Annotated in this window: 19 protein-coding genes and 1 tRNA gene; 12 read left to right on the top strand and 8 right to left on the bottom strand. The window is 66.4% G+C overall.

The features are described 5' to 3' along the window. Nucleotides 1-53: 53 nt before the first annotated feature. Nucleotides 54-221 carry a hypothetical protein gene (locus tag BLT71_RS20595; RefSeq protein ID WP_172829976.1) on the bottom strand — a complete coding sequence of 56 codons (168 nt, stop codon included), beginning with the start codon at nucleotides 219-221 and terminating at the stop codon, nucleotides 54-56. A gap of 81 nt (nucleotides 222-302) precedes the next feature. Here BLT71_RS20595 and BLT71_RS13625 point away from each other — a divergent pair, with 81 nt between their 5' ends. Beyond that, nucleotides 303-1271, top strand: coding sequence for a GlxA family transcriptional regulator (locus BLT71_RS13625; protein ID WP_091721199.1), 969 nt, complete (start codon nucleotides 303-305; stop codon nucleotides 1269-1271). 1 nt (nucleotide 1272) lies between these two features. Here BLT71_RS13625 and BLT71_RS13620 read toward each other — a convergent pair whose 3' ends face one another. The 6 genes from BLT71_RS13620 to BLT71_RS13595 form a co-directional block, all read right to left on the bottom strand. Beyond that, nucleotides 1273-1605 (bottom strand): protealysin inhibitor emfourin, encoded by a 333-nt coding sequence (locus BLT71_RS13620; protein WP_091721196.1) that lies wholly within the window; start codon nucleotides 1603-1605, stop codon nucleotides 1273-1275. 61 nt (nucleotides 1606-1666) lie between these two features. After that, on the bottom strand, nucleotides 1667-2719 hold the full coding sequence (locus tag BLT71_RS13615) for a M4 family metallopeptidase (protein ID WP_091721194.1): 1053 nt from the start codon (nucleotides 2717-2719) through the stop codon (nucleotides 1667-1669). Nucleotides 2720-2907: 188 nt separating this feature from the next. Continuing rightward, nucleotides 2908-2980 (bottom strand) — tRNA-Arg (locus BLT71_RS13610). 146 nt (nucleotides 2981-3126) lie between these two features. Next, the gene (locus BLT71_RS13605; RefSeq protein ID WP_091721192.1) at nucleotides 3127-4671 is read right to left on the bottom strand and encodes a ferredoxin--NADP reductase; all 1545 of its coding nucleotides are present in this window, start codon (nucleotides 4669-4671) and stop codon (nucleotides 3127-3129) included. Next, nucleotides 4668-5540: an FAD:protein FMN transferase gene (locus tag BLT71_RS13600; protein WP_091721190.1), complete on the bottom strand. Its 873-nt coding sequence runs from the start codon at nucleotides 5538-5540 to the stop codon at nucleotides 4668-4670. Before BLT71_RS13600 ends, BLT71_RS13605 begins: the two co-directional genes overlap by 4 nt. Nucleotides 5541-5543: 3 nt before the next feature. After that, nucleotides 5544-6032 carry an FMN-binding protein gene (locus BLT71_RS13595; RefSeq protein ID WP_172829975.1) on the bottom strand — a complete coding sequence of 163 codons (489 nt, stop codon included), beginning with the start codon at nucleotides 6030-6032 and terminating at the stop codon, nucleotides 5544-5546. A 188-nt stretch (nucleotides 6033-6220) separates the two neighbouring features. Here BLT71_RS13595 and argS point away from each other — a divergent pair, with 188 nt between their 5' ends. From argS to BLT71_RS13545, 10 genes are all read left to right on the top strand, one after another. Beyond that, entirely contained in the window at nucleotides 6221-7885 is a 1665-nt protein-coding gene (gene argS / locus BLT71_RS13590; protein WP_091721187.1) for an arginine--tRNA ligase, read from the top strand. A 5-nt stretch (nucleotides 7886-7890) separates the two neighbouring features. Continuing rightward, complete coding sequence (lysA, locus tag BLT71_RS13585; protein WP_091724030.1) at nucleotides 7891-9378, top strand: diaminopimelate decarboxylase; 1488 nt, start codon at nucleotides 7891-7893, stop codon at nucleotides 9376-9378. After that, nucleotides 9379-10707, top strand: a complete 1329-nt coding sequence (locus BLT71_RS13580) for a homoserine dehydrogenase (RefSeq protein WP_091721185.1) — start codon at nucleotides 9379-9381, stop codon at nucleotides 10705-10707. After that, a complete protein-coding gene (gene thrC, locus BLT71_RS13575; RefSeq protein WP_091721182.1) occupies nucleotides 10708-11814 on the top strand; it encodes a threonine synthase in 1107 nt (368 codons plus the stop codon). Between the two features lie 2 nt (nucleotides 11815-11816). Continuing rightward, entirely contained in the window at nucleotides 11817-12791 is a 975-nt protein-coding gene (thrB, locus tag BLT71_RS13570; protein ID WP_091721177.1) for a homoserine kinase, read from the top strand. 292 nt (nucleotides 12792-13083) lie between these two features. Continuing rightward, nucleotides 13084-15279, top strand: a complete 2196-nt coding sequence (gene rho, locus BLT71_RS13565) for a transcription termination factor Rho (RefSeq protein WP_091721174.1) — start codon at nucleotides 13084-13086, stop codon at nucleotides 15277-15279. Nucleotides 15280-15512: 233 nt separating this feature from the next. Further along, nucleotides 15513-16586 (top strand): peptide chain release factor 1, encoded by a 1074-nt coding sequence (gene prfA, locus BLT71_RS13560; protein ID WP_091721172.1) that lies wholly within the window; start codon nucleotides 15513-15515, stop codon nucleotides 16584-16586. 9 nt (nucleotides 16587-16595) lie between these two features. Further along, the gene (gene prmC, locus BLT71_RS13555) at nucleotides 16596-17462 is read left to right on the top strand and encodes a peptide chain release factor N(5)-glutamine methyltransferase (RefSeq protein ID WP_091721169.1); all 867 of its coding nucleotides are present in this window, start codon (nucleotides 16596-16598) and stop codon (nucleotides 17460-17462) included. A gap of 12 nt (nucleotides 17463-17474) precedes the next feature. Continuing rightward, nucleotides 17475-18299 carry an L-threonylcarbamoyladenylate synthase gene (locus BLT71_RS13550; RefSeq protein WP_091721167.1) on the top strand — a complete coding sequence of 275 codons (825 nt, stop codon included), beginning with the start codon at nucleotides 17475-17477 and terminating at the stop codon, nucleotides 18297-18299. Further along, entirely contained in the window at nucleotides 18299-19057 is a 759-nt protein-coding gene (locus BLT71_RS13545; protein ID WP_091721164.1) for a WecB/TagA/CpsF family glycosyltransferase, read from the top strand. The genes BLT71_RS13550 and BLT71_RS13545 overlap by 1 nt, the downstream gene beginning before the upstream one ends. A 36-nt stretch (nucleotides 19058-19093) precedes the next feature. On the opposite strand, the gene BLT71_RS13540 is transcribed toward BLT71_RS13545, so the two are convergent. Further along, the gene (locus BLT71_RS13540) at nucleotides 19094-19990 is read right to left on the bottom strand and encodes a glycosyltransferase (RefSeq protein WP_091721161.1); all 897 of its coding nucleotides are present in this window, start codon (nucleotides 19988-19990) and stop codon (nucleotides 19094-19096) included. 289 nt (nucleotides 19991-20279) lie between these two features. Between BLT71_RS13540 and BLT71_RS13535 the strand changes: the two genes are divergently transcribed. Further along, nucleotides 20280-21392: an MraY family glycosyltransferase gene (locus BLT71_RS13535; RefSeq protein WP_091721159.1), complete on the top strand. Its 1113-nt coding sequence runs from the start codon at nucleotides 20280-20282 to the stop codon at nucleotides 21390-21392. The last annotated feature ends 21 nt before the right edge of the window (nucleotides 21393-21413 follow it).

Below are 21413 nucleotides of genomic sequence, written 5' to 3'. Positions count from 1 at the left end.
CTGCGGCGGGGCCGGCTCCCTGTGGTTCGACTGCCTGCGGCGGTTGCTGGTGGCTAGAAGATGCGGAGGGTGTAGTTGGTGCTGGGCAGGTCCAGCGCGGACCAGTCCTGGTGCGAAGCGACGGGCGGCGTGTGCCCGCGGCCGTCGCTGAGGAGTGCCGCCACGGTGGCCGCGGCGACGAGGAGGAGGACGATGATGAGGATGGCTGCGAAGATTTCCATATCTCCATGCTTCTCCTGTGGACCGGCAGGAAACAGTGGCAGAAATGCCCAAAAAGGGAAAATTTCTGCCATACTGAAGACATGCTGAAAACCGTGGCAGTGATCGTGGTTCCCAACTTCTCGATGTTCGAATTCGGCACCGCCTGCGAGGTGTTCGGAATCGACCGCTCGGACCGGGGGAGCGGCGTTCCCGCTTTTGAATTCCGGGTCTGCACGCCGTCGCCGGGGGACGTGCCGCTGAAATCCGGCCTGTCCATGAACGTCAAACTCGGCCTCGAAGCGACAAAGGACGCGGACCTGGTGATCATGGCCCCGTTCGGACGCGACCAGGACCTGCCGGAATCGCTCCTGGATGCCCTGCGCGCCGCTGATGCCAGGGGAGCCTGGGTCATGTCCATCTGTTCCGGCGCTTTCGCCCTGGCCCGGGCCGGGCTGCTGGATGGCCGCCGCTGCACCACGCACTGGCATTACTCGGACCAGCTGGCCGCGTCCTATCCGGCCGCCCGGGTCGATGAAAACGTCCTGTATGTCCAGGACGGCAACATCATCTCCTCCGCCGGAACCGCCGCAGGCATTGACGCCTGCCTGCACCTGGTGCGGGTGGAGCTCGGCGCACAGGTTGCCTCCGCCATCGCACGGGACATGGTGGTTCCCCCGCACCGTGACGGCGGCCAGGCCCAGTTCATCGACAGGCCCATGCCCACCTGCGGCTCGGCGCCCATGGAGGCACTGCTGCGCTGGATGGTACAGAACCTTGACCGTGAGCACTCGGTCAATGAACTGGCGGCCCGGGTGCACATGTCAGCGCGCACGTTCGCACGGAAGTTCCGGTCGGAAACCGGGGCCACGCCCGCCGCGTGGCTCAATTCCCAAAGGGTGCTGCGGGCGCAGGAACTGCTCGAGTCCACGGACCTGAATATCGATGAAGTGGCCAGGGAATCAGGATTCGGCCACCCGGTGCTGCTGCGGCACCATTTCGCAAAAGTACTGGATACCAGCCCGCAGTCCTATCGCCGGGCGTTCCGGGGGCAACTGGCCGAGGCGGGCTAGCTCACGCGCCGGACGTCCCGTCGTCGTCCGCTGTCGCCTGGTCCTGTTCCGCTGCGGCCCGGGCACTCTCCACGAGGATGCGCCACGGACCGGTGACTGCGCGCTCCGGGAGCGCGGCGCGGCGCCCGCCTGCACGGATGGAATAAATAAACCGATCCGGCTGGGCGTCGGCGAACTCCCTTGCCGCCGCCACCGCGGTCCGCGGGACGGCGTCCCAGGGGCACGCCTCAACGATCGGCTGCCACTGGTTGATGGCAGTCTCGGACCGGGCATCCACGGTCCACACCCTGGTGATCGCCGCGATTCCACCGGTGCGCTCCACACTGATCTTCATGGCCTGGTTCCTGGGGCTTCCGCTCAGCCTGGCGGCCTGGAATCCGGCAGCCAGGCATCTGTTAAAGCTTGACCTTCACAGTTTCCCACGCCTGCCGGACGGCGTCATGCTCCTTGCTGTCCGACCCGAAAAGTTCCACCGCCGCCGCGAGCGTGGCGCGGGCAAAGACGGTGAAGGTGGCCGTGGCGGGAAGCGAGCCCCCGGTCAGGGTTTCGTACCAGATGCGCCCCGGTGCGTCCCAGGCGTTTCCGCCCAGGGCTTCCGCCACGAGGTAGAACGCCCTGTTGGGGATGCCCGAGTTGATATGGACGCCGCCGTTGTCAGCGCTGGTCCGGACGTAGCCGTCCATGGAATCAGGCTGGGGATCCTTGCCGAGCACATCGTCGTCGTACGCCGTTCCCGGGGCCTTCATGGAGCGCAGTGCCTGCCCTTGCACCTCCGGTGTGAAGAGTCCCTCGCCGATGAGCCAGCTGGCTTCCGCCGCGGACTGGCCCTTCACATACTGCTCCACCAGTGCGCCGAACACATCCGACATTGATTCGTTCAGGGCGCCGGCCTGGTTGCGATACGCAAGGCCGGCGGAAAACTGCGTGACCCCGTGCGCCAGTTCGTGGCCGATGACGCTCAGTGAGGCGGTGAACCGTTGGAAGACGGCACCGTCGCCGTCACCAAAGACCATCTGCTTGCCGTCCCAGAAAGCATTGTCGTACAGCTTGCCGAAATGCACGGTGGCGTCCATCGGGAGACCGCGGCCGTCAATGGAGTCCCGGCCAAAGACGTCCGCGTAGAGGCGGTGGGTATGGCCCAGGCCGTCATAGGCTTCATCGGCAGCGGCGTCTCCGGTCTGTGGTTCGCCTTCCTTCCGCACCAGTTTTCCGGGGAGGGATTCGGCACCGTGGGCGTCATAAATGGTCCTGATTGCCGGGCCCGGTTTGGCAGCCAGCATCCCGGCGGTGGTCTCCGGACGGGCGGTTATCCGGGCGGCCTGGACACTCTTCACATGGACCAGGGCTTCCTTGGCAGCCCTGGCTGCCGCGGAGTACTCCGGTGCGTCCTGCCGGGCAAGACGCCGCAGCAGGTACGGCGGAACGATGGTGCAGAACGGAACGTGCATGGCGTACCCCCTCAAGTAGGTAACTTCAGGTTAGGAGGGGGCACGGACATTTGGCGGCAGCCACACGGCAGCCACGTTTCCGCCGGGCAGCAGTCAGCAGCCGCGGCTGTGCACGCATGACAGAGCGGGCTGCTGTCCGGCGGGTTAAACAAAACACCCCGCCGTACTGGACGGCGGGGTGTTTGCTGTGCCCTCGATAGGATTCGAACCTACGACCTTCTGCTCCGGAGGCAGACGCTCTATCCCCTGAGCTACGAGGGCAATCCGGGGTTCCTGCCGTTGCTGGCGGGACGTCCTAGAGCTTAGCAGGAAGGTGCCCCGCAAAGGAAAATCGGCGCGGGTTCAAGGCCCCGGCCAATCCCTGGCAGTGCCGGAACGGCCTGCCCGGGCACCCTGGGCCACGCCCATCAGTAACCCGAGTAGGAGTCCACATGCACGCGCCGTGCCCCGGCCTGGCGCGCGGCGCGGCGCAAGGACGCCACGCTGGCGGGCGAGCCGGACACGTAGACGTCGCGGCCCGCGATGTCCGGGACGAGGGCCTTCAGCGCATCTGCGTCGAGCCTGGAAGTGCCGGCCGGCGCAGCGTCGAGGCCTGACGGCGGCTCTGACCCGTCGGCGGTGCGTACCAGGACCCGGACACCCGAAGCCCTGAGTTCGTCCGCATAGGCGACGTCGTCCGCGCTCCTGGCCAGCAGGACCAGTACCGCGTCGCGTTCCTCAAGTGCGCCGGAGGCGACGTGCGAGAGGAACGGCGTGATGCCGATGCCCGCCGCGACGAGGAGCACCGGACGGTTCGGATCCCGGGACAGGACAAAGTCGCCGCCCACGGACGTGGCCGTGAGCTCATCACCGGGCTGCAGACCCAGCAGGACGTTTTTGGCCGCAGAAAGGGGTTCGGCAGTACGGACGCCGAATTTCACGAGGCGTTCCCTCGGCGAACCGGCAAGGCTGAACACGCGCCGCCTGCCCTTGCCGTCGGTTTTCGCGTGCGGCAGGTCCAGTTCCATGTACTGGCCGGGGAGGAACCGCACGGGATGCGATGGCGTGAACGAGAACTCGGTGGTGCTGGACGTGAGTGGCCGGCTGGAGGCAAAGCGGAGCTTTACGCCGCCGCGCTGGCCCAGCAGGAAGGCCGCAAGGTTGCCCACCAGAAGTGCAGCCTCGGGTGAATTGGCGATGAAGCCGAAGTTGTACGGGACGGCGAACAGCACGCCCACCAGTGCCGCCAGGGACAGCTGCTGCCAACGGCGCGGCGGCAGCGTCAGGGGTTCGGACAGCATGAAGCCCACGAAGAACAGCACAGGCCGCTGCGCCAGTGCCTGCCAGACACCCATCCCCGCGCCCATACCGGCCCGGAGCAGTTCCAGCGTGATGATCGATGTTGAGACCACCGTGAACACCGAGGCCATCAGGAGCTTCCTGGTCCGGTAAAGGACCAGCAGGACGCCGGGAACCAGCAGCCACAGCATGGCCGGCGTGGCCGCCCACCAGGTGGCGATATTGAGCCCGGTCAGGCCGGTCACGAAGGCACCGAGGGCTGCAGGGTTGAAGACGTGCCTGCCCCGCCACGCCAGTGCGTATTTCGAGGCGGAGGCAAGGACGCAGGCTAACGCCACTCCGGCGACGTCCATTGCCTGGAACGTAGGCCAGAACAGGAAGTAGAGCAGCAGGCCGGTGATGAGGGAGGACTCCGAGTGCGGGCGTACCCTGAACAACGCAGCCAGGCCACGGTTCGAGGCATAGGTCAGGAAAAGGCACAGGGCCAGGTGGGCCAGCATCTCCGGAACGCCGAACGTCAGCCATCCCAGCACGTCCAGCAGCAGGCTGTAGGCCACCAGGCCCGCCAGGACCAGCAGGATGAGCCGGTACATCGTGAAGCGGCCAAGCACGGTGTCCAGCCGCCCGGCAATGGTGGGTGCCGGGCCGGCGGACGGCGTCTCAACGGTGCTCATGTGAACAGTGTCCCTTCGAATTCTGCGGAATAGGCGGCGCTGCCGTCGGAAAAAACCGTCAGCCAGGAAACGTCGAATGACTCCTCGAGCACAGCGCCGGGGACGAAAAAGAGGGCGGTGGCGAGGGCGTCGGCCACGGCGGCGGTGTCCGCCAGCGCCCAGGTTGCGACGGCGGTGCGCACCGGTTGCCCGGTGGTCGCGTCAAGGACATGGTGCAGTCCGTCGCCCCAGGCCCGGCGGTTGGCGGCGGAAGCGCACAGTGCCCTGCCGCCAAGTTCCACCACGCCGATGGCCTGGGCCGGGTTATACGGGTGTTCAAGCCCCACCGGGACGGTACCGGGGCCGCGGGCCAGCAGGTCCCCGCTGGCGTCCACCATGAAGGCCTCCACGCCGTGTACCTCCAGGGCGGATGCCAGCACATCAACCAGCAGGCCCTTGCCTGCTGCCCCGATGTCCAGCACCACCGGGGCGGTGGTGCTGATCGACGTCCCGTTCCAGTCCAGGACGTCCTCCCAGCGCGGGGCCGGCAGCGGGTCACCCGACGGCCGGAGCGTATAGGCGGCGTCGTAGCCCAGGCGCTCGAGGCTTGCGCCCACCAGCGGCGTCATGGCGCCGCCGGTCAGCCCGTACAGCGTCCTGTACAGTTCCCCGAGCCCGGCGGCTTCTGCTGGAAAGCTGTAGCTGCCGGGCTCGCGGGCCATGGCACTGACCAGCGAGTCGGCGCGGAAACGGGACCAGACGGCGTCGAACTTTTCCACGAGGGCCAGCAGGTCCTGTTGTGCGGACAGCCCAAGGGCGTGCGGCGTGGAAACCTCCCAGCCCGTCCCGATTCCCTCGAACGAGAAAGCAGCCCAGTCCGCGTGCGGCACCGCCTACTGCGCCTCCGACTTGATCTGCTCCACGGCCTGGTTGAAGCCACCGCTGGTCAGGGACGAACCGGCCACCTTGGACACATTGAGGTCCTCGATGTTCTTGCCCACCACCTGGGCGGCGACACCGCCGGCGAACTCGCCCTGGAACTTGCGGGTGTTGGGATTGGACGGGTGCTGGGTGATCTGGACATCAGTCACTTTGCCCGACGCCAGGGTCAGCTGCACCCCCACCGTTTCGTTTCCGTTGGGCGAGACGTACGTCCCGTCAGCGCTGTAGGTACCGTCCTTGTAGCTCGAACCACTGCTGGCCAGTGCAGATTCCCCTGCGGAGGGTGTGGTTGCCGCGGCAGAGGCGCCGCCCGCGGTCGAAACGGGGTTGCTTTCGGCCGCCGAGGGGGCGCAGCCGGCCACAGTGCCCACGAGGGACAGCCCGGCGATTCCAACATAGATGCTCTTGCGTACCGGTCGGTTCAGTGCTGAGGGTCTCATGAAGGCTCTCGTTTCGTAGGGTGATCACAGGTATGGGCGGACGTTACGACCTTGTCAACGCTGAAACCACCATATTGGTTCAACCCTGTGCATTCTCTGGGATTTCCTTGGAGGCGCCCTGCTCGGATACACGACGAAGCAAATGCCCGGAATTCTTTGCTGTGACTGGCCCCCGGTACCCTAGAAGGGTGACTCCCGAAGAACTCTCCCTCGCCATATCCGCATGCCTGAAGGACGCCGTCGCCGCCGGCGAAATCGCCCTGGCAGAATCAGCCGTCCCCGAGGACGTGCGCGTGGAGCGACCCAAGAACCGGGACCACGGCGACTGGGCCACCAACATCGCGCTGCAGCTCGCGAAGCAGGCCGGCACGAATCCCCGCGAATTCGCCACCATCCTCAGTGCGCGGCTGAAGACGATCAGCGGCGTCGCCGCCGTGGACATCGCCGGGCCGGGCTTCCTGAACATCACCGTTGACGCCGCTGCCGCCGGTGCCCTGGCCAAGGTCATCGTGGAGGCCGGCACACAGTACGGCACGAACACCGCGCTCGCAGGCCACACCGTCAACATGGAATTCGTCTCCGCCAACCCCACCGGGCCGCTGCACATCGGCCACACGCGGTGGGCCGCCCTCGGCGACGCCATTGCCCGGGTGTTGCGGGCCTCGGGCGCCGACGTCACCGCGGAGTACTACATCAACGACGCCGGCTCGCAGATGAACACGTTCGCCAACTCCGTGTACTCCCGCCTGCACGGCCTGCCCGTCCCCGACGGCGGCTACCCGGGCCAGTACATCGCAGACCTTGGCCATGAGGTCCTCACGGCGCATCCGGACATCCGCGAACTCACCGAGGTCGCTGCTTTGCCGGTCATCCGTGCTGCCGCCTACGAAGCCCAGATGAAGGACATCAAGGCCACACTCGCGGACTTCGGCGTCGAGTTCGACGTCTTCTTCTCCGAGCAGGAGCTGCACGACGCCGGTGCCATCGAAAGTGCCGTGGCGCGCCTGCGCGAGCAGGGCCACGTGTTCGACGACGGCGGTGCGGTGTGGCTGCGCACCACGGACTTTGGCGACGACAAGGACCGCGTCATGGTCCGCGCCAACGGCGAGCCCACCTACTTCGCCGCGGACGCCGCCTACTACCTTTCCAAGAAGGACCGCGGCTACACGGAGAAGATCTACCTGCTGGGAGCCGACCACCACGGCTACATCCACCGCCTCAAGGCCATCGCTGCCGCCGCCGGGGACGATCCCGAGGTCAACATCGAGGTGCTGATCGGCCAGCTCGTTTCCGTCAACGGGGCCAAGCTCTCCAAGCGCGCGGGCAACATCATCGAGCTCAAGGACCTCATCGACTGGCTGGGCAAGGACGCGGTGCGCTACTCATTGGCCCGCTTCCCGGCGGATTCCCCGCTGACGCTGGACCCGGAGCTGCTGAAGAAGAACAGCAACGAAAACCCGGTGTTCTACGTGCAGTACGCCCACGCCCGTTCCCGCGGTGCCGCCCGCAACGCGGTGGCAGCCGGCGTGGAACGCCAGGTGGACGGCGCGGACAGCTTCGATGCCTCGCTGCTGGACCACGCCACCGAGAACGAGCTGCTCTCTTTCCTGGGCAGCTACCCGTCGGTGGTGGCCAAGGCCGCGGAGCTGCGTGAACCGCACCGCGTGGCACGGCATCTTGAAACCATCGCCGGTGCCTACCACCGCTGGTATGACGCCTGCCGGATTGCCCCCATGGGAGACGAAGCCGTCACCGATACCAACCGCACGCGGTTGTGGCTCAACGACGCCACCAGCCAGGTCCTCGCCAACGGCCTTGACCTGCTGGGTGTCTCCGCCCCGGAACGGATGTGAGCGCCATGACAACCACTGGAAGGACTGTGCACGCCGGGCACGCGGCGTCCCCGCTGGCCCCCGAATGGCTGCAGGTCCCGGCCGACCTGAATGCGCTGCACGAACCCATGTGGGCTGGCAGCGTTGACCGGAACAGTGCCGGCGCCCTCACTGTCGGCGGCGTTGGCGTGCAGGAGCTCAAAGAGCAGTTCGGCACGCCCCTCTTCGTGATGGACGAGGCCGATTTCCGTGCCCGTGCCCGCGCCTTCAAGGACTCCTTCGACGCAGCCTTCGCCGATATCTGCGGCGGCGTGGACGTCTACTACGCCGGTAAGTCCTTCCTGTGCACCGCCGTGGTGAAGTGGGTGGAAGAGGAAGGGCTCCGCCTCGACACCGCGTCCGGCGGTGAGCTCGCCGTGGCTGCCCGCGCCGGCATCGCAGGGGAGCGGGTTGCGCTGCACGGCAACAACAAGTCCGACGCCGAGATCACCCGGGCCCTGGACATGGGCCTGGGCCGCATCGTGGTGGACAGCCTGGACGAGCTGGTCAGGGTGGGGGACATCGCCCGTGCCAGTGGCCGGTTGGCAAAGGTCATGCTCCGGCTCACTCCGGGTGTGCACGCGCACACCCACGAATTCATCGCCACCGCCCACGAGGACCAGAAGTTCGGCCTCTCCATGGCCGCGGACACCACGGACCAGGCAGGGCTCTCCGCAGCGGAGGAAGCCGTGGCCGCAGCATCGGCCCACCCGGGCATCGAGCTGCTTGGCCTGCACTGCCACATCGGGTCGCAGATTTTCGAACCCGACGGGTTTGCCCTGGCCGCCGAGAAGCTGCTGCGCTTCCTGGCGGCCATGCAGGAAAAGTACTCCATCACCATGCCCGAGCTGGACCTCGGCGGCGGCTACGGCATTGCCTACACGCCGGTGGACACCCCGCGTCCCGCGGCGGAGATCGCGACGGCGATGGCCGCCGTCGTGCGTTCGACCTGCGCCGAGCTGGGCATCGACGCGCCGCGCATCTCCATCGAGCCGGGCCGCGCGATCGTTGGCAGCACCACTTTCACGTTGTACGAAGTGGGAACGCTCAAGACCGTCCGCGTCGACGCGAATGCGTCGAACAATGGTGACGCAGGCAACAACGTTACGTATCCCCGCCGCTATGTTTCAGTGGACGGCGGCATGAGCGATAACGCCCGCCCGGTGCTGTACGACGCCGATTATTCGGCCGTCCTTGCCTCGCGCACCTCCACGGCCGCCCCGCAGCTGTCCCGAGTGGTGGGCAAACATTGCGAGAGCGGCGACATAGTTGTTAGAGATGTATATCTGCCCGGGGACGTGGCAGCCGGTGATCTGCTTGCTGTACCGGGAACCGGCGCCTACTGCTGGGCCCTCTCGAGCAACTACAACTATCTGGCCCGGCCGGGCGTTGTCGCGGTGCGCGATGGATCTGCCCGGCTGATTGTCCGCGGGGAAACCGAAGAAGATCTGCTGAACCGCGACATGGGAGCCTGAATGACGGAAATGCGAACCCTGAAAGTAGCCCTTCTGGGCTGTGGCAACGTTGGGGCCCAGGTTGCGCGGATCCTCATTGAGGACGCCGACGCCCTCGCCGCCCGCACCGGTGCGCGGCTGGAGCTCAGCGGCATCGCCGTGCGCAACGTAAACTCCAAGCGCGACGTCGAACTGCCGCAGGAACTGTTCACCACCGACGCCGAGACCCTGGTCAAGGACGCCGACCTGGTCATCGAACTGATGGGCGGCATCGAACCGGCCCGCACGCTGATCCTCTCCGCGCTCACTAACGGTGCCTGCGTGGTCACCGGCAACAAGGCCCTGCTCGCGCAGGACGGCCCCACGTTGTACGAAGCAGCGGACAAAGCCGGCGTGCAGCTGTCCTTCGAGGCCGCCGTGGCTGGTGCGATTCCCATCCTGCGGCCCATCCGCGACAGCCTGTCGGGCGACCGGATCACCCGGGTGCTGGGCATCGTCAACGGCACCACCAACTTCATCCTTGACCAGATGGATTCAACAGGTGCCCAGTTCGCCGACGCCCTCGCCGAAGCGCAGCGCCTCGGTTACGCGGAGGCCGACCCGACAGCCGACGTCGAAGGCCATGACGCCGCCGCGAAGGCCGCCATCCTCGCAACGCTGTCCTTCCACACCCGCTTTGCGCTGGAAAACGTCCACTGCGAAGGCATCACCTCCGTCACTGCGGCAGATATCGCCGCGGCCAAGGACGCCGGCTTCGTCATCAAGCTCCTGGCAATCGCCGAGAAGTTGACGGCCGGAGGCACGGAAACTGACGGCAAAGACGGCGTGTCCGTCCGCGTGCACCCCACGCTGCTGCCCCGCGAGCACCCGCTGGCTGCTGTCCGCGGCGCCTTCAACGCCGTGTTCATCGAAGCGGAAAATGCCGGCGAACTGATGTTCTACGGACAGGGTGCCGGTGGCACGCCGACGGCGTCTGCCGTCCTGGGCGACCTCGTCTCAGCTGCACGGCGCCTGGTCCTGGGCGGACCCCAGCGCACCGAAACCACCACCGGCCATGTCCCGGCCCTGCCGATCGATGCCTCGGTCACCAGTTACTACATCGGACTCGATGTTGCGGACCAGCCGGGCGTCCTGGCCAGGATTGCCCAGCTGTTCGCCGGGAACGGTGTCTCCATCGAAACCATGCGGCAGACCATCCACCGCGACGCGGACTCCAACGTGGAATCCGCCGAACTCAGGATCGTCACCCACCGCGCGTCCGAGGCCGCCCTTGCGGCCACCGTCGAGGCCGTGAAGGGCCTGGACGTCATCAATTCAGTTACATCCGTTCTGCGGGTAGAAGGAGTCTAAGTGGCTCACCAATGGCGCGGCGTCATCCGCGAATACGCTGACCGCCTGCCCGTCACGGCATCCACACGGGTCATCACCCTGGGCGAAGGCGGCACTCCGCTGGTGCACGCACAGAAGCTCTCCGAGCTCACCGGCTCTGAGGTGTACCTCAAGGTTGAGGGCATGAACCCCACCGGTTCCTTCAAGGACCGCGGCATGACCATGGCCATGACCGCCGCCGTCGAGGCCGGTGCCAAGGCAGTGGTGTGCGCCTCCACCGGCAACACCTCCGCCTCCGCAGCCGCCTACGCAACGGCAGCGGGACTGAAGTGCGCCGTCCTGGTGCCCGAAGGAAAGATCTCCATGGGCAAGCTGAGCCAGGCCATTGCGCACGGCGCCACGCTGCTGCAGGTGGACGGCAACTTCGACAACTGCCTGGACATTGCCCGGAAACTGGGGGAGTCCTACCCGGTTTTCCTGGTCAACTCCGTGAACCCCGCCCGCATCCAGGGCCAGAAGACCGGAGCGTTCGAGGTTGTTGACGCCCTTGGCGACGCCCCGGACATCCACGTCCTCCCCGTGGGCAACGCCGGCAACATCACCGCGTACTGGAAGGGCTACAAGGAGTACTCCGCGCCGTTCGAGTCCGAAACCGCCGGTACGCTTCCCGCAGTGTCCACTAAGACGCCCACCATGTGGGGCTTCCAGGCCGCCGGTGCCGCGCCGTTCGTTGCCGGCCACCCCATCACCGAACCGGACACCATCGCCACGGCCATCCGGATCGGCAACCCCGCCTCCTGGGACGGTGCCGTGGGTGCCCGCGACGAGTCCGGCGGCCTGATCGACGCCGTGACCGACGACGAAATCCTGGCCGCACACCGCTGGCTGTCCGCCAAGGAAGGCGTCTTCGTTGAGCCCGGTTCCGCTGCTGGTGTCGCCGGACTGCTCAAGAAGCACGCTGCCGGTGAGGTTCCTTCCGGGAAGACCATCGTCATCACTGTCACCGGGCACGGGCTCAAGGATCCCCAGTGGGCGCTGCGCACCGAGGACGGCAGCGACGTCCAGCCGGTAAAGGTCTCCAACGACGTCGTTACTGTTGCTGCTGAACTGGGACTGGAAGAAAAATAGCCTTGAACGCCACCTCGCAGGCCGCCGTCGGACTGCAACTCATTAAGGCCGGCCAGCGCGTCACGGTCCGGGTCCCGGCCACCACGGCCAACCTGGGCCCGGGATATGACAGCCTCGGAATGGCACTGGCCCTGCACGACACCCTGACGGTGGAGAGCCTGGACACGGAGGAACTGGTCTTCGACCTGAGCGGCGAAGGGGCAGATACCCTGCCGCGGGATGCCAGCCACCTGGTGATCCGGGCAATGGATGCGGCCTTCGAACGGCTCGGCTTCCGCCACGGCGGCCTGAAGGTGACGGCCCAGAACGTCAACCCGCACGGCAGGGGGCTGGGCTCCTCCGCGTCGGCAGTGGTTGCAGCAGTGTCTGCCGCGAATGCCATGGTTCCAGCGGAAAGCCGGCGCGGCCGGGACTGGATCCTGCAGCTCACCAGCGAGATGGAAGGCCACCCGGACAACGTCGCACCGGCGATTTATGGCGGACTGGCGCTGTCATGGCAGGACAGTGACCAGTACAGCAGCACCCGCGCCGAGGTGGCCGGAACAGTGGTTCCCATTGTGGCTGTCCCGGACTTCGAGCTGTCCACCGAAGCGGCGCGGGCCCTCCTGCCCGCCTCGGTGGGACACCACGCGGCCGCCATGAATTCCGGCCGGGCCGCGCTGCTGGTCCACGCCCTCACCCGGGACCCCGGATTCCTGCTGGCGGGCACTGAGGACTACCTGCACCAGAGCTACCGTGCATCGGCCATGCGGCCCAGTGCAGCGCTGATTGGTGCGCTGCGGCAGGCGGGCCATGCCGCAGTGGTTTCCGGTGCCGGCCCCACCGTGCTGGTACTGGCCAACGGCGAGCCGGAAGCAGCCGACATCCTGGCCTTCATCACCGCGTTTACAGGAGCCAACACGCCGGAAGTGAACTGGCGCGTGCTGAAGCTCGCAGTGGACGTGGAAGGTGCTAAGGTGGACGTGCACCGGCGGTAATTCCGCCTATCTGATCTGCTTCTGCACTCAGTGGCAACTGATCTCCTACTGCGAATCTATTCCGGTGCCACCTGCTTGGTCTGTCGCAGGAATTTGCAGCATCCAACTGCCCCCCACGCGTCAGCCCTCCGTCCCGCCACGGGCGGTACGGAAGGTGAATCAGTACCGGCCCTGCTGGCCGAAATCCAACCGGCAAGGCCGCAAAATGCGGCTGCAGATCTGAACTGCAGCCCAGATCAAATCATCGCGTCCAGCTCCCAGTCCGGACGCCGTCGAGGGGGAAGGATCCTTCGTGACCGAAACCACTGAGCTGTCACCAGCTGTGGAACTATCATCTTCTGTTGCCGAGTCACCGGCAGCACCCGCCAAGAGCAGCGGCCTTGCAGGCCTGAAGCTCGCCCAGCTGCAGGCCTTGGCCAGCCAGCTTGGAATCTCGGGCGGTTCCCGCATGCGCAAGGGGGACCTGGTGGCTGCCATCTCCGCCCACCGTGCCGGCACTCCCACCACCAAGGCACCGGCCCGGGCAACTGAAAAGGCCACCGCTCCTGTTGCCGCTCCCGCTGTTTCCGCTCCGGCCGCCCCTGAGGCTGCCGAAGTACCGGCCGCCGAAGGCACCCGTGCCCGCCGCGGCCGCAGCCGCCGCGCCGGCAGCGATGGTGTTGTTGTGACCCCGGCCGCTGAAACTGCTCCTGCAGTTGAAGCAGCGCCCGTTGCGGAAACCGCTGCAGCGCCGTCAGCCGCTCCCGCTGCGGAAGCCGCCGAAGGTGCCTCCGAGCGCCGCCAGCCCCGTACCCGCAACCGCCGCCGTGGCGAAGCCGCCGCCCAGGAGGCTCCCGCCGAAACTCCCGCGGAGCAGCCGGCCGGCGAATCCAAGGCCGCCGATCAGGGCAACACGGAGCAGAAGGCCGCCGAGCAGCGCTCCGAGTCCACCGAAACCGTGGATGCCGGCCAGCGCAATGACCGCCGCGACCGCACCCGTGGAGGCCGCGACAACCGCGATGCCGACGGTGGCCAGCGCGACAACAGCCGTGACGCCGGCCAGCGCGACAACAGCCGTGAATCCGGCCAGCGCGACAACAGCCGTGATGCCGGCCAGCGCGACGCCGGCCAGCGTGACAACCGCGATAACCGCGATGGCGATGACACCGACGGCAGCAGCCGCCGGAACCGCCGCAACCGGCGCGACCGCAACGACCGTAACGACCGCTCCGGTGGCCAGGACCGGGACAACACCTCCCGCAACGACCGCTTCCGCGACCGCAACGACCGCCGCCGCGGACGCAACCAGGGCCCCGACGTCGACGACGTCGAGGTCACCGAGGACGACGTCCTCCTGCCCGTCGCCGGCATCCTGGACGTCCTGGAGAACTACGCGTTCATCCGCACCTCCGGCTACCTGCCCGGCCCCAACGACGTTTACGTTTCGCTGGCACAGGTCAAGAAGTACAACCTGCGCAAGGGTGACGCCGTCGTCGGCGCCATCCGTGCACCGCGCGACGGCGAAGACCGCAGCCAGCAGTCCACCCGCCAGAAGTTCAACGCCCTGGTCCGCGTCACGTCCGTCAACGGCAAGACCGCCGAAGAGCTCAAGGACCGCGTCGAATTCGCCAAGCTGGTCCCGCTCTACCCGTCCGAGCGCCTGCGCCTCGAAACGGACCCCAAGAAGATCGGTCCCCGGGTCATCGACCTCGTGGCTCCCATCGGCAAGGGCCAGCGTGGCCTGATCGTCTCGCCGCCCAAGGCCGGCAAGACGCTCATCCTGCAGTCCATCGCCAACGCGATCACCACCAACAACCCTGAGGTCCACCTCATGATGGTGCTGGTTGACGAACGTCCCGAAGAAGTCACGGACATGCAGCGCACAGTCAAGGGCGAGGTCATTGCCTCCACCTTCGACCGTCCCGCAGACGACCACACCACCGTGGCCGAACTCTCCATCGAACGCGCCAAGCGCCTCGTGGAAATGGGCATGGACGTGGTGGTCCTCCTGGACTCCATGACACGCCTGGGCCGTGCCTACAACCTGGCAGCACCGGCCTCCGGCCGCATCCTGTCCGGTGGTGTGGACTCCGCCGCGCTGTACCCGCCGAAGCGCTTCTTCGGTGCAGCCCGCAACATTGAAAACGGCGGCTCGCTCACCATCCTGGCCACCGCCCTCGTCGAGACCGGCTCCAAGATGGACGAAGTCATTTTCGAAGAGTTCAAGGGCACCGGCAACATGGAACTGCGCCTGTCCCGCCAGCTGGCAGACAAGCGTATCTTCCCCGCCGTGGACGTCAACGCATCGGGCACCCGCCGCGAAGAGAACCTGCTCTCGCCGGAGGAAGTCAAGATCATGTGGAAGCTGCGCCGCGTCCTCTCCGGACTCGAAACGCAGCAGAGCCTTGAGCTGCTGACCAACAAGATCCGGGAGACCGGAAGCAACGTCGAGTTCCTCATGCAGGTACAGAAGACGACGCTTGGTGCTAAGTCGGATAACGACAAGTAGCTGAGTAAAGGGCGGGGCGCGGTGCGTTCGTGCGGTGGGTACCGCGCGGATGTTCCGCCCCCGCCCCTTCGCGTTGCAGCTGACGTACTGCGTACGTCAGCTGCAACGCTTCGATAGGCCCGATGCCACTCCCTGGGCGGAACATCCGCGCGGCAGTTACGGGGCTCGCTCACCGTGGCGCGCCGCTTCTTGTGCCTGTTTTAAGATGGGCACAGAACGAAAGAGGTTTATAAATGTTTGAGTCCGTACAGGGCCTGCTTGATGAGCATGATGCTATCCAGGCACAGCTGGGGGATCCTGCTGTTTATGCTGACCAGCGGCTTGCCCGGAAGCTGGGGCGGCGGTCGGCTCAGCTTAATGGCATTGTGGAGGCCTACCACCGCTGGGAGGGGCTGCGGGACGATCTTTCCGCTGCCAGGGAGATGGCAGCCGAGGATTCCGAGTTCGCTGCAGAGGTTCCCGAGCTGGAGGCATCCCTGGAGACTGCTGCGGCCAAGCTTCGGCGACTGCTGATCCCGCGCGATCCGGACGACGCCCGCAACGTGATCCTCGAAGTCAAGGGCGGCGAAGGCGGCGACGAAGCCGCGCTGTTCGCCGGTGACCTCCTGCGCATGTACACCCGGTACGCGGAATCCCGCGGCTGGAAGACCGAAATCATCTCTTCCACGGAGTCCGACCTGGGCGGGTACAAGGACGTCCAGGTGGCTGTCAAGGGCAGCTCCAACGATCCCGCCGAGGGCGTCTACGCACGGCTCAAGTTCGAAGGCGGCGTCCACCGCGTGCAGCGCGTCCCCGTCACCGAGTCCCAGGGCCGCATCCACACCTCCGCCGCCGGCGTGTTGGTCCTGCCCGAGGTTGACGAGCCCGAAGAGCTCGAAATCAACCAGAACGACCTCAAGATCGACGTGTACCGGTCCTCCGGCCCGGGTGGCCAGTCGGTGAACACCACGGACTCCGCCGTCCGCATCACGCACCTTCCCACGGGCATCGTAGTGGCCATGCAGAACGAAAAGTCGCAGCTGCAGAACCGCGAAGCCGGCATGCGCGTGCTGCGTGCACGCATCCTTGCCCACCAGCAGGAGCAGATTGACGCCGCCAACTCCGAGCAGCGGAAATCCCAGATCCGCACCATGGACCGCTCCGAGCGGATCCGCACGTACAACTACCCGGAGAACCGGATCGCGGACCACCGCACCGGCTACAAGGCGTACAACCTGGACCAGGTCATGAATGGGGACCTGGAACCGGTCATCCAGTCTGCCATCGAGATGGACGAACAGGCACGCCTGGACGCCATCGGCGACTAGTCCGCGCGTATGAGTGCAGGCCAGTCCCTCGCTGACGCCGTCAGTGCGGCAACCGCTGTCCTCCGCGAGGCGGGTGTGCCCAGCCCCCGCGTTGACGCCGAGCTCCTCGCCGACCACCTGCTCCAGGTGGGCCTGGGCCGGCTCCGCGCCCTGATGCTGGGCGACACCCCGGCGCCAGAGGGGTATGACGAACTTGTGGCGGAACGGGCAGGCCGTGTACCCCTTCAGCACATCACCGGGGTGGCCCACTTCAGGTATCTGGAACTGGCGGTAGGCCCGGGTGTCTTCATTCCCCGTCCCGAGACTGAATCGGTGGTCCAGCTGGTGATCGACCATGTGGCGGGAATGGACGCGCCGAGGATCGTGGACCTCGGAACAGGGTCCGGCGCCATCGCAGGCTCCATCGCACATGAGGTTCCCGTCGCCGAAGTCCACGCCGTCGAATTCAGTCCGCTGGCCCACGCCTGGGCGGCCCGGAACCTCGAACCCCTCGGCGTCCACCTCGTCCTGGGGGACCTGCGAACGGCACTTCCGGAGCTGAACGGAACCTTCGACGTCGTGATCTCCAACCCGCCCTACATCCCCGCCGAAGCCATCCCCAACGAACCCGAAGTGGCACTGCACGACCCGCCGGAGGCACTGTACGGCGGGGGAGCGGACGGTATGGAGCTCCCGACGGCGGCAGCGGCCTCCGCTGCGCGTCTTCTACGGCCCGGGGGCTACTTTGTGATGGAACACGCCGAAGTCCAGGCCGGCTGGGTCGCCGCCATGCTCGGCAGGCAGGGAGCCTGGACCGGTATCAGCACGCACGTGGACCTGAACGGCAAAGAGCGCGCCACCAGCGCCTTCCTTGCCGGACCTGGCCACACGGAATGAAAGAATAGGCCTGTGACCACAACCTACGACTGCAGCACCGACAGCCAGCGCGCCGAAGCCCTCGAACATGCCCAGCGGGCCATCAGCGAGAAAAAATGCGTGGTCCTGCCCACGGACACCGTGTATGGAATCGCCGCCGACGCTTTCTCGCCGCAGGCCGTCACCATGCTCCTGGTGTCCAAGGGACGCAGCCGCACCATGCCGCCGCCCGTGCTGATTCCCCGTATCAACGCCCTGGACGGGCTGGCCACGGACATTTCCGCGGAGGCCCGCAAGCTTGCGGAAGCCTTTTGGCCCGGCGGCCTCACGCTCATTTTCCACGCCCAGCCCTCATTGGACTGGGACCTTGGCGAGACCAAGGGGACTGTAGCGCTGCGGATGCCGGCCGATGAAATTGCGCAGGAGCTGCTGACCCTCACCGGGCCCCTGGCCGTATCCTCCGCAAACCGGACCGGACACGCCCCGGCACAAACCGCCGCCGCAGCGCGCGAGCAGCTGGCGGACTCCGTGGAGGTCTACCTGGAAGGCGGCTTCCGCCCGGCCGAGGGCGCGGACGCGGTTCCTTCCACCATTGTTGATGCCACCGGGCCCCGCCTCCGCGTTGTCCGCAACGGTGCGGTCAGTCTCGACCAGCTTCGCGAGCACGTTCCGGGCGTCCTGGGCCTCGGCGAGATTCCCATGGCTGAGGAGAATGCCGAGGAGGATACTGCGGAGCCAGCCGTGGCAGCAGAGCCGGCCGATGAGGGAATCGTCGGCAACGAAGCGGGCAACGGTGAATCTGCAGGGAAGGCCGAGCCGGCGGATGCCGCCGCACCGGCCAGGGAACAGCAGCCTTGATGGCACTGGACCGCCAGCAGATTCCTGTCCTGGACGTCCACGCCACGCCGCTGCGGGTTCCCGAGCTGGTTGAGGAGCTCAGCCGCTTTATCGAGGACGGCTCCACCCGGACGGTGCTGGGACACAACCTCCACAGCGTCACGCTCACCCTCTCCGATGATGGGTTTCGCCGGCTCTACGAGGCCAGTGACATCGTGCTCCTGGACGGGGCGCCCGTGCTGTGGCTGTGGGGGAGGACAGGCAACGCGGCGGGTCCCGTCATGGACTACCGGCTCGGCTCCACCGACTGGCTGCCCGCCCTTGACCAAGTGCGCGGCCTCGAGCGGATTGCTGTGGTGGGCGCCGGCAATGAAGCCAATTCCGGTGCTGTCGCCCGGCTGAGGACCATCGTTCCCGGTGCCCGGGTGGAAGGTTTTCCGGGCGAGGACTGGAACCCTGAACTGGAGGATGCCGCCGTCGCCTGGCTGCACCGCGAGCAGCCGCAGCTGGTGCTGTTGGGCCTGGGCATGCCCCTGCAGGAGGAAGTGCTGCAGCGTCGGCTCGACGGCTTGCCGCCGGCCATTTACTGCGCCGTGGGTGGTGCCATCGAACAGCTGGCCGGGATCCAGAAGCTGGCGCCCCGCTGGCTGGGCCGGCTGGGCCTTGAATGGGCCTGGCGGCTGCTGCTGCACCCGCGCCGCGTTGCCTACCGTGTTTTCGGCGAGCCCTGGGTCCTGCTGTGGCTCCTGGCAACGCGCCGTTTATCCAGCAAGGGCTAACGGGCTCCTCCGGCAGCCCCTACGCGGGGAGTGCCGCTAGAACTTCTGGTCCTCCAGCGGGCCGAATCCTTTGCCGCGCAGGCCGGCGCTGAAGGTCCGTGCCCAGGCAAGCAGCCCGGGAAGGTCGCGGCGCTGCAGGAAGTACCCCAGGTAGCCGCCTACGTCCGCAATGAACGAACGGACCCGGAAATACCGGCGGATGAGGTACCCGCGGTTGCGGTAGTAGTAATAGCGCTTGAACGCCGATTCCGGAACGATGACGTGCCATCCGGCGCCGTACACGTGCTGGGTTTCGGAAAACGCGTGCGGGTGTGTAATGGCTGTGGTGGTGACTGTTCCAAACCTGATCCCTGCCTGGCGGAGCCGGATGGTGAAGTCCACCTCGTCGCCGCGGATAAACAGGCGCATGTCGGGCAGGCCCACCTTGAAGAACACGTCGGACCGGATGAGCGCGCCATTGAAGAAGTGCCCGTCGTCGGGAAGGAACCCCAGTTTCTCCACCTCGGCGCGGTCGTGGGTGACCTTGCCGTCCAGCCGGAAGAAGAAGGAAAGCCTGTCGGGCTGTCCGGGTGCCGTCACGAGTGGAACCACAGCCTCCAGGTCGCGGGCTTCGGCCTCCCGGACCAGCGTGGCGAGGCATTCAGGATCGGCGGGCACGGCGTCGTCGTCCATCATCCAGATCCACTTGGCACCGCTGGCCACCGCCTTGAGGGCCGCGAGGGCAAACCCGCCGGCCCCGCCAAGGTTGGCTTCGGACCGGACATAGTCAACGTTGGCATGTTGATCCGCTATGCTGCGCGCCGGCGTTGTGCCACTGTCCACCAGGCAAATGGTGTCCACTGCGGCCGTCTGGGCCTTGATCGAATCCAGCAGTACCGCGAGCTCCTTCGGACGGTCGAAGGTCACGGCTGCAACTGCAATGCGGGCGGTCATGGGGGTCCTTTCAGCATGGCTGTCAGGGGTTTCCCTGCTCCTTCTGCGCGAGTGTGGCGCGGAGCCATGACGCCGTTGGCGCTAGTATCTTTGACTAGAGTCCACTGTAATACAGCCCTGTAAGGCACTGCGTAAAGCTATCTGCGTACTGTCTGCTGCGCGCTCGGCGACGGAGAAGTTTCATTTATCGGAGAACAGATTCCCGGCCAGTGAGCCCACCTATCTCGGATCTGCCGCCGGCGCGGCGGTCCATTCCCGGCCCCATCAATCCTGAAACGGCCATCACCCCATGATCATGTACCTGCTCATGGGCCTGACGGCCGCCGTCGTGTCCTACGCCGCGACCTGGGGTGCCCGGGTGGTGGGCCACAGGCTCGAACTGCACCAGCCCATCCGCAGCCGCGACATGCACTCCACCCCCGTTTCCAGGCTTGGCGGCGTCGCCATCTTCCTGGGTGTGATGGTGGCACTGATCGTCGCGAGCCAGTCTTTCTTCGTCAAGGACATCTACCGGAACAATTTCTCGCCGTGGGGAGTGCTGGCCGGGGCCGCGGTGATCGTCCTGGTGGGCGTGGCCGACGACCTCCTGGACATTCGCTGGTGGGTGAAGCTGATCGGCCAGAGCCTGGCTGCGCTTACCGTGGCCACCTGGGGCGTACAAATGACCATCGTTCCCTGGGTTCCCGAACCCATCTACCTGGAGAACGGAACGCTCCGGGTGGTGCTGACCGCAGGGCTCATTGTCACCACCATGAACGCCTTTAATTTCATCGACGGCCTGGACGGTCTTGCCGCAGGAGTGGCCGTGATCGGCGGAACGGCGTTCTTCGTCACCGCCTACTGGGTACACCGCAATGCGGTTCTGCTGGATTACTCAGACCTTGCCACGCTCATCACGGCGGTCCTCGTAGGCGGCTGCCTCGGGTTCCTGCCCCACAACTGGTTCCCCTCAAAGATCTTCATGGGGGACTCCGGGGCCATGCTGATCGGGCTGCTGATGGCGTCGGCAGGCGTGGTGTCCACGGGACAGATCACCTCGGGCCTGTATGACCGGGCCAACGGTATTTCCACGGTCATCCCCATCCTCCTTCCCTTCGCCGTGCTCTTCCTGCCCTTGCTGGACCTGGGCCTCGCCGTAGTCCGGCGCACCGCGCGAGGACGATCGCCGTGGTCTGCGGACCGTGGACACCTGCACCACAAACTTCTCGACATCGGCTACTCGCACCGCACGGCCGTGATCCTTATGTACCTGTGGACAGTGGTGCTGTCCTTCGGCGGGCTCGCCTTTGCCATCTTCCCCTGGCAGATCGTCCTCGCGGTTGACCTCTTCGCCACGTTGGTCATGGGCCTGATCACGGCGTGGCCGTACCTGTCCCGCAGCGGCGAGGAACCAGCCACGTAACGCCGTGCGGAAACATTTTCT

It is taken from the genome of Pseudarthrobacter equi (genome assembly GCF_900105535.1).
Classification (GTDB): domain Bacteria; phylum Actinomycetota; class Actinomycetes; order Actinomycetales; family Micrococcaceae; genus Arthrobacter; species Arthrobacter equi.
The sequence above is the reverse complement of the archived record's forward strand: the minus strand, read 5'-3'. Positions and strand labels throughout refer to the sequence as shown.

Coding starts and splice junctions, on each gene's coding strand:
- BLT71_RS20595 (WP_172829976.1), bottom strand. CDS start 221: ATGGAAATCTTCGCAGCCATCCTCATCATCGTCCTCCTCCTCGTCGCC.
- BLT71_RS13625 (WP_091721199.1), top strand. CDS start 303: ATGCTGAAAACCGTGGCAGTGATCGTGGTTCCCAACTTCTCGATGTTC.
- BLT71_RS13620 (WP_091721196.1), bottom strand. CDS start 1,605: ATGAAGATCAGTGTGGAGCGCACCGGTGGAATCGCGGCGATCACCAGG.
- BLT71_RS13615 (WP_091721194.1), bottom strand. CDS start 2,719: ATGCACGTTCCGTTCTGCACCATCGTTCCGCCGTACCTGCTGCGGCGT.
- BLT71_RS13605 (WP_091721192.1), bottom strand. CDS start 4,671: ATGAGCACCGTTGAGACGCCGTCCGCCGGCCCGGCACCCACCATTGCC.
- BLT71_RS13595 (WP_172829975.1), bottom strand. CDS start 6,032: ATGAGACCCTCAGCACTGAACCGACCGGTACGCAAGAGCATCTATGTT.
- lysA (WP_091724030.1), top strand. CDS start 7,891: ATGACAACCACTGGAAGGACTGTGCACGCCGGGCACGCGGCGTCCCCG.
- BLT71_RS13580 (WP_091721185.1), top strand. CDS start 9,379: ATGACGGAAATGCGAACCCTGAAAGTAGCCCTTCTGGGCTGTGGCAAC.
- prfA (WP_091721172.1), top strand. CDS start 15,513: ATGTTTGAGTCCGTACAGGGCCTGCTTGATGAGCATGATGCTATCCAG.
- prmC (WP_091721169.1), top strand. CDS start 16,596: ATGAGTGCAGGCCAGTCCCTCGCTGACGCCGTCAGTGCGGCAACCGCT.
- BLT71_RS13545 (WP_091721164.1), top strand. CDS start 18,299: ATGGCACTGGACCGCCAGCAGATTCCTGTCCTGGACGTCCACGCCACG.
- BLT71_RS13540 (WP_091721161.1), bottom strand. CDS start 19,990: ATGACCGCCCGCATTGCAGTTGCAGCCGTGACCTTCGACCGTCCGAAG.
- BLT71_RS13535 (WP_091721159.1), top strand. CDS start 20,280: ATGATCATGTACCTGCTCATGGGCCTGACGGCCGCCGTCGTGTCCTAC.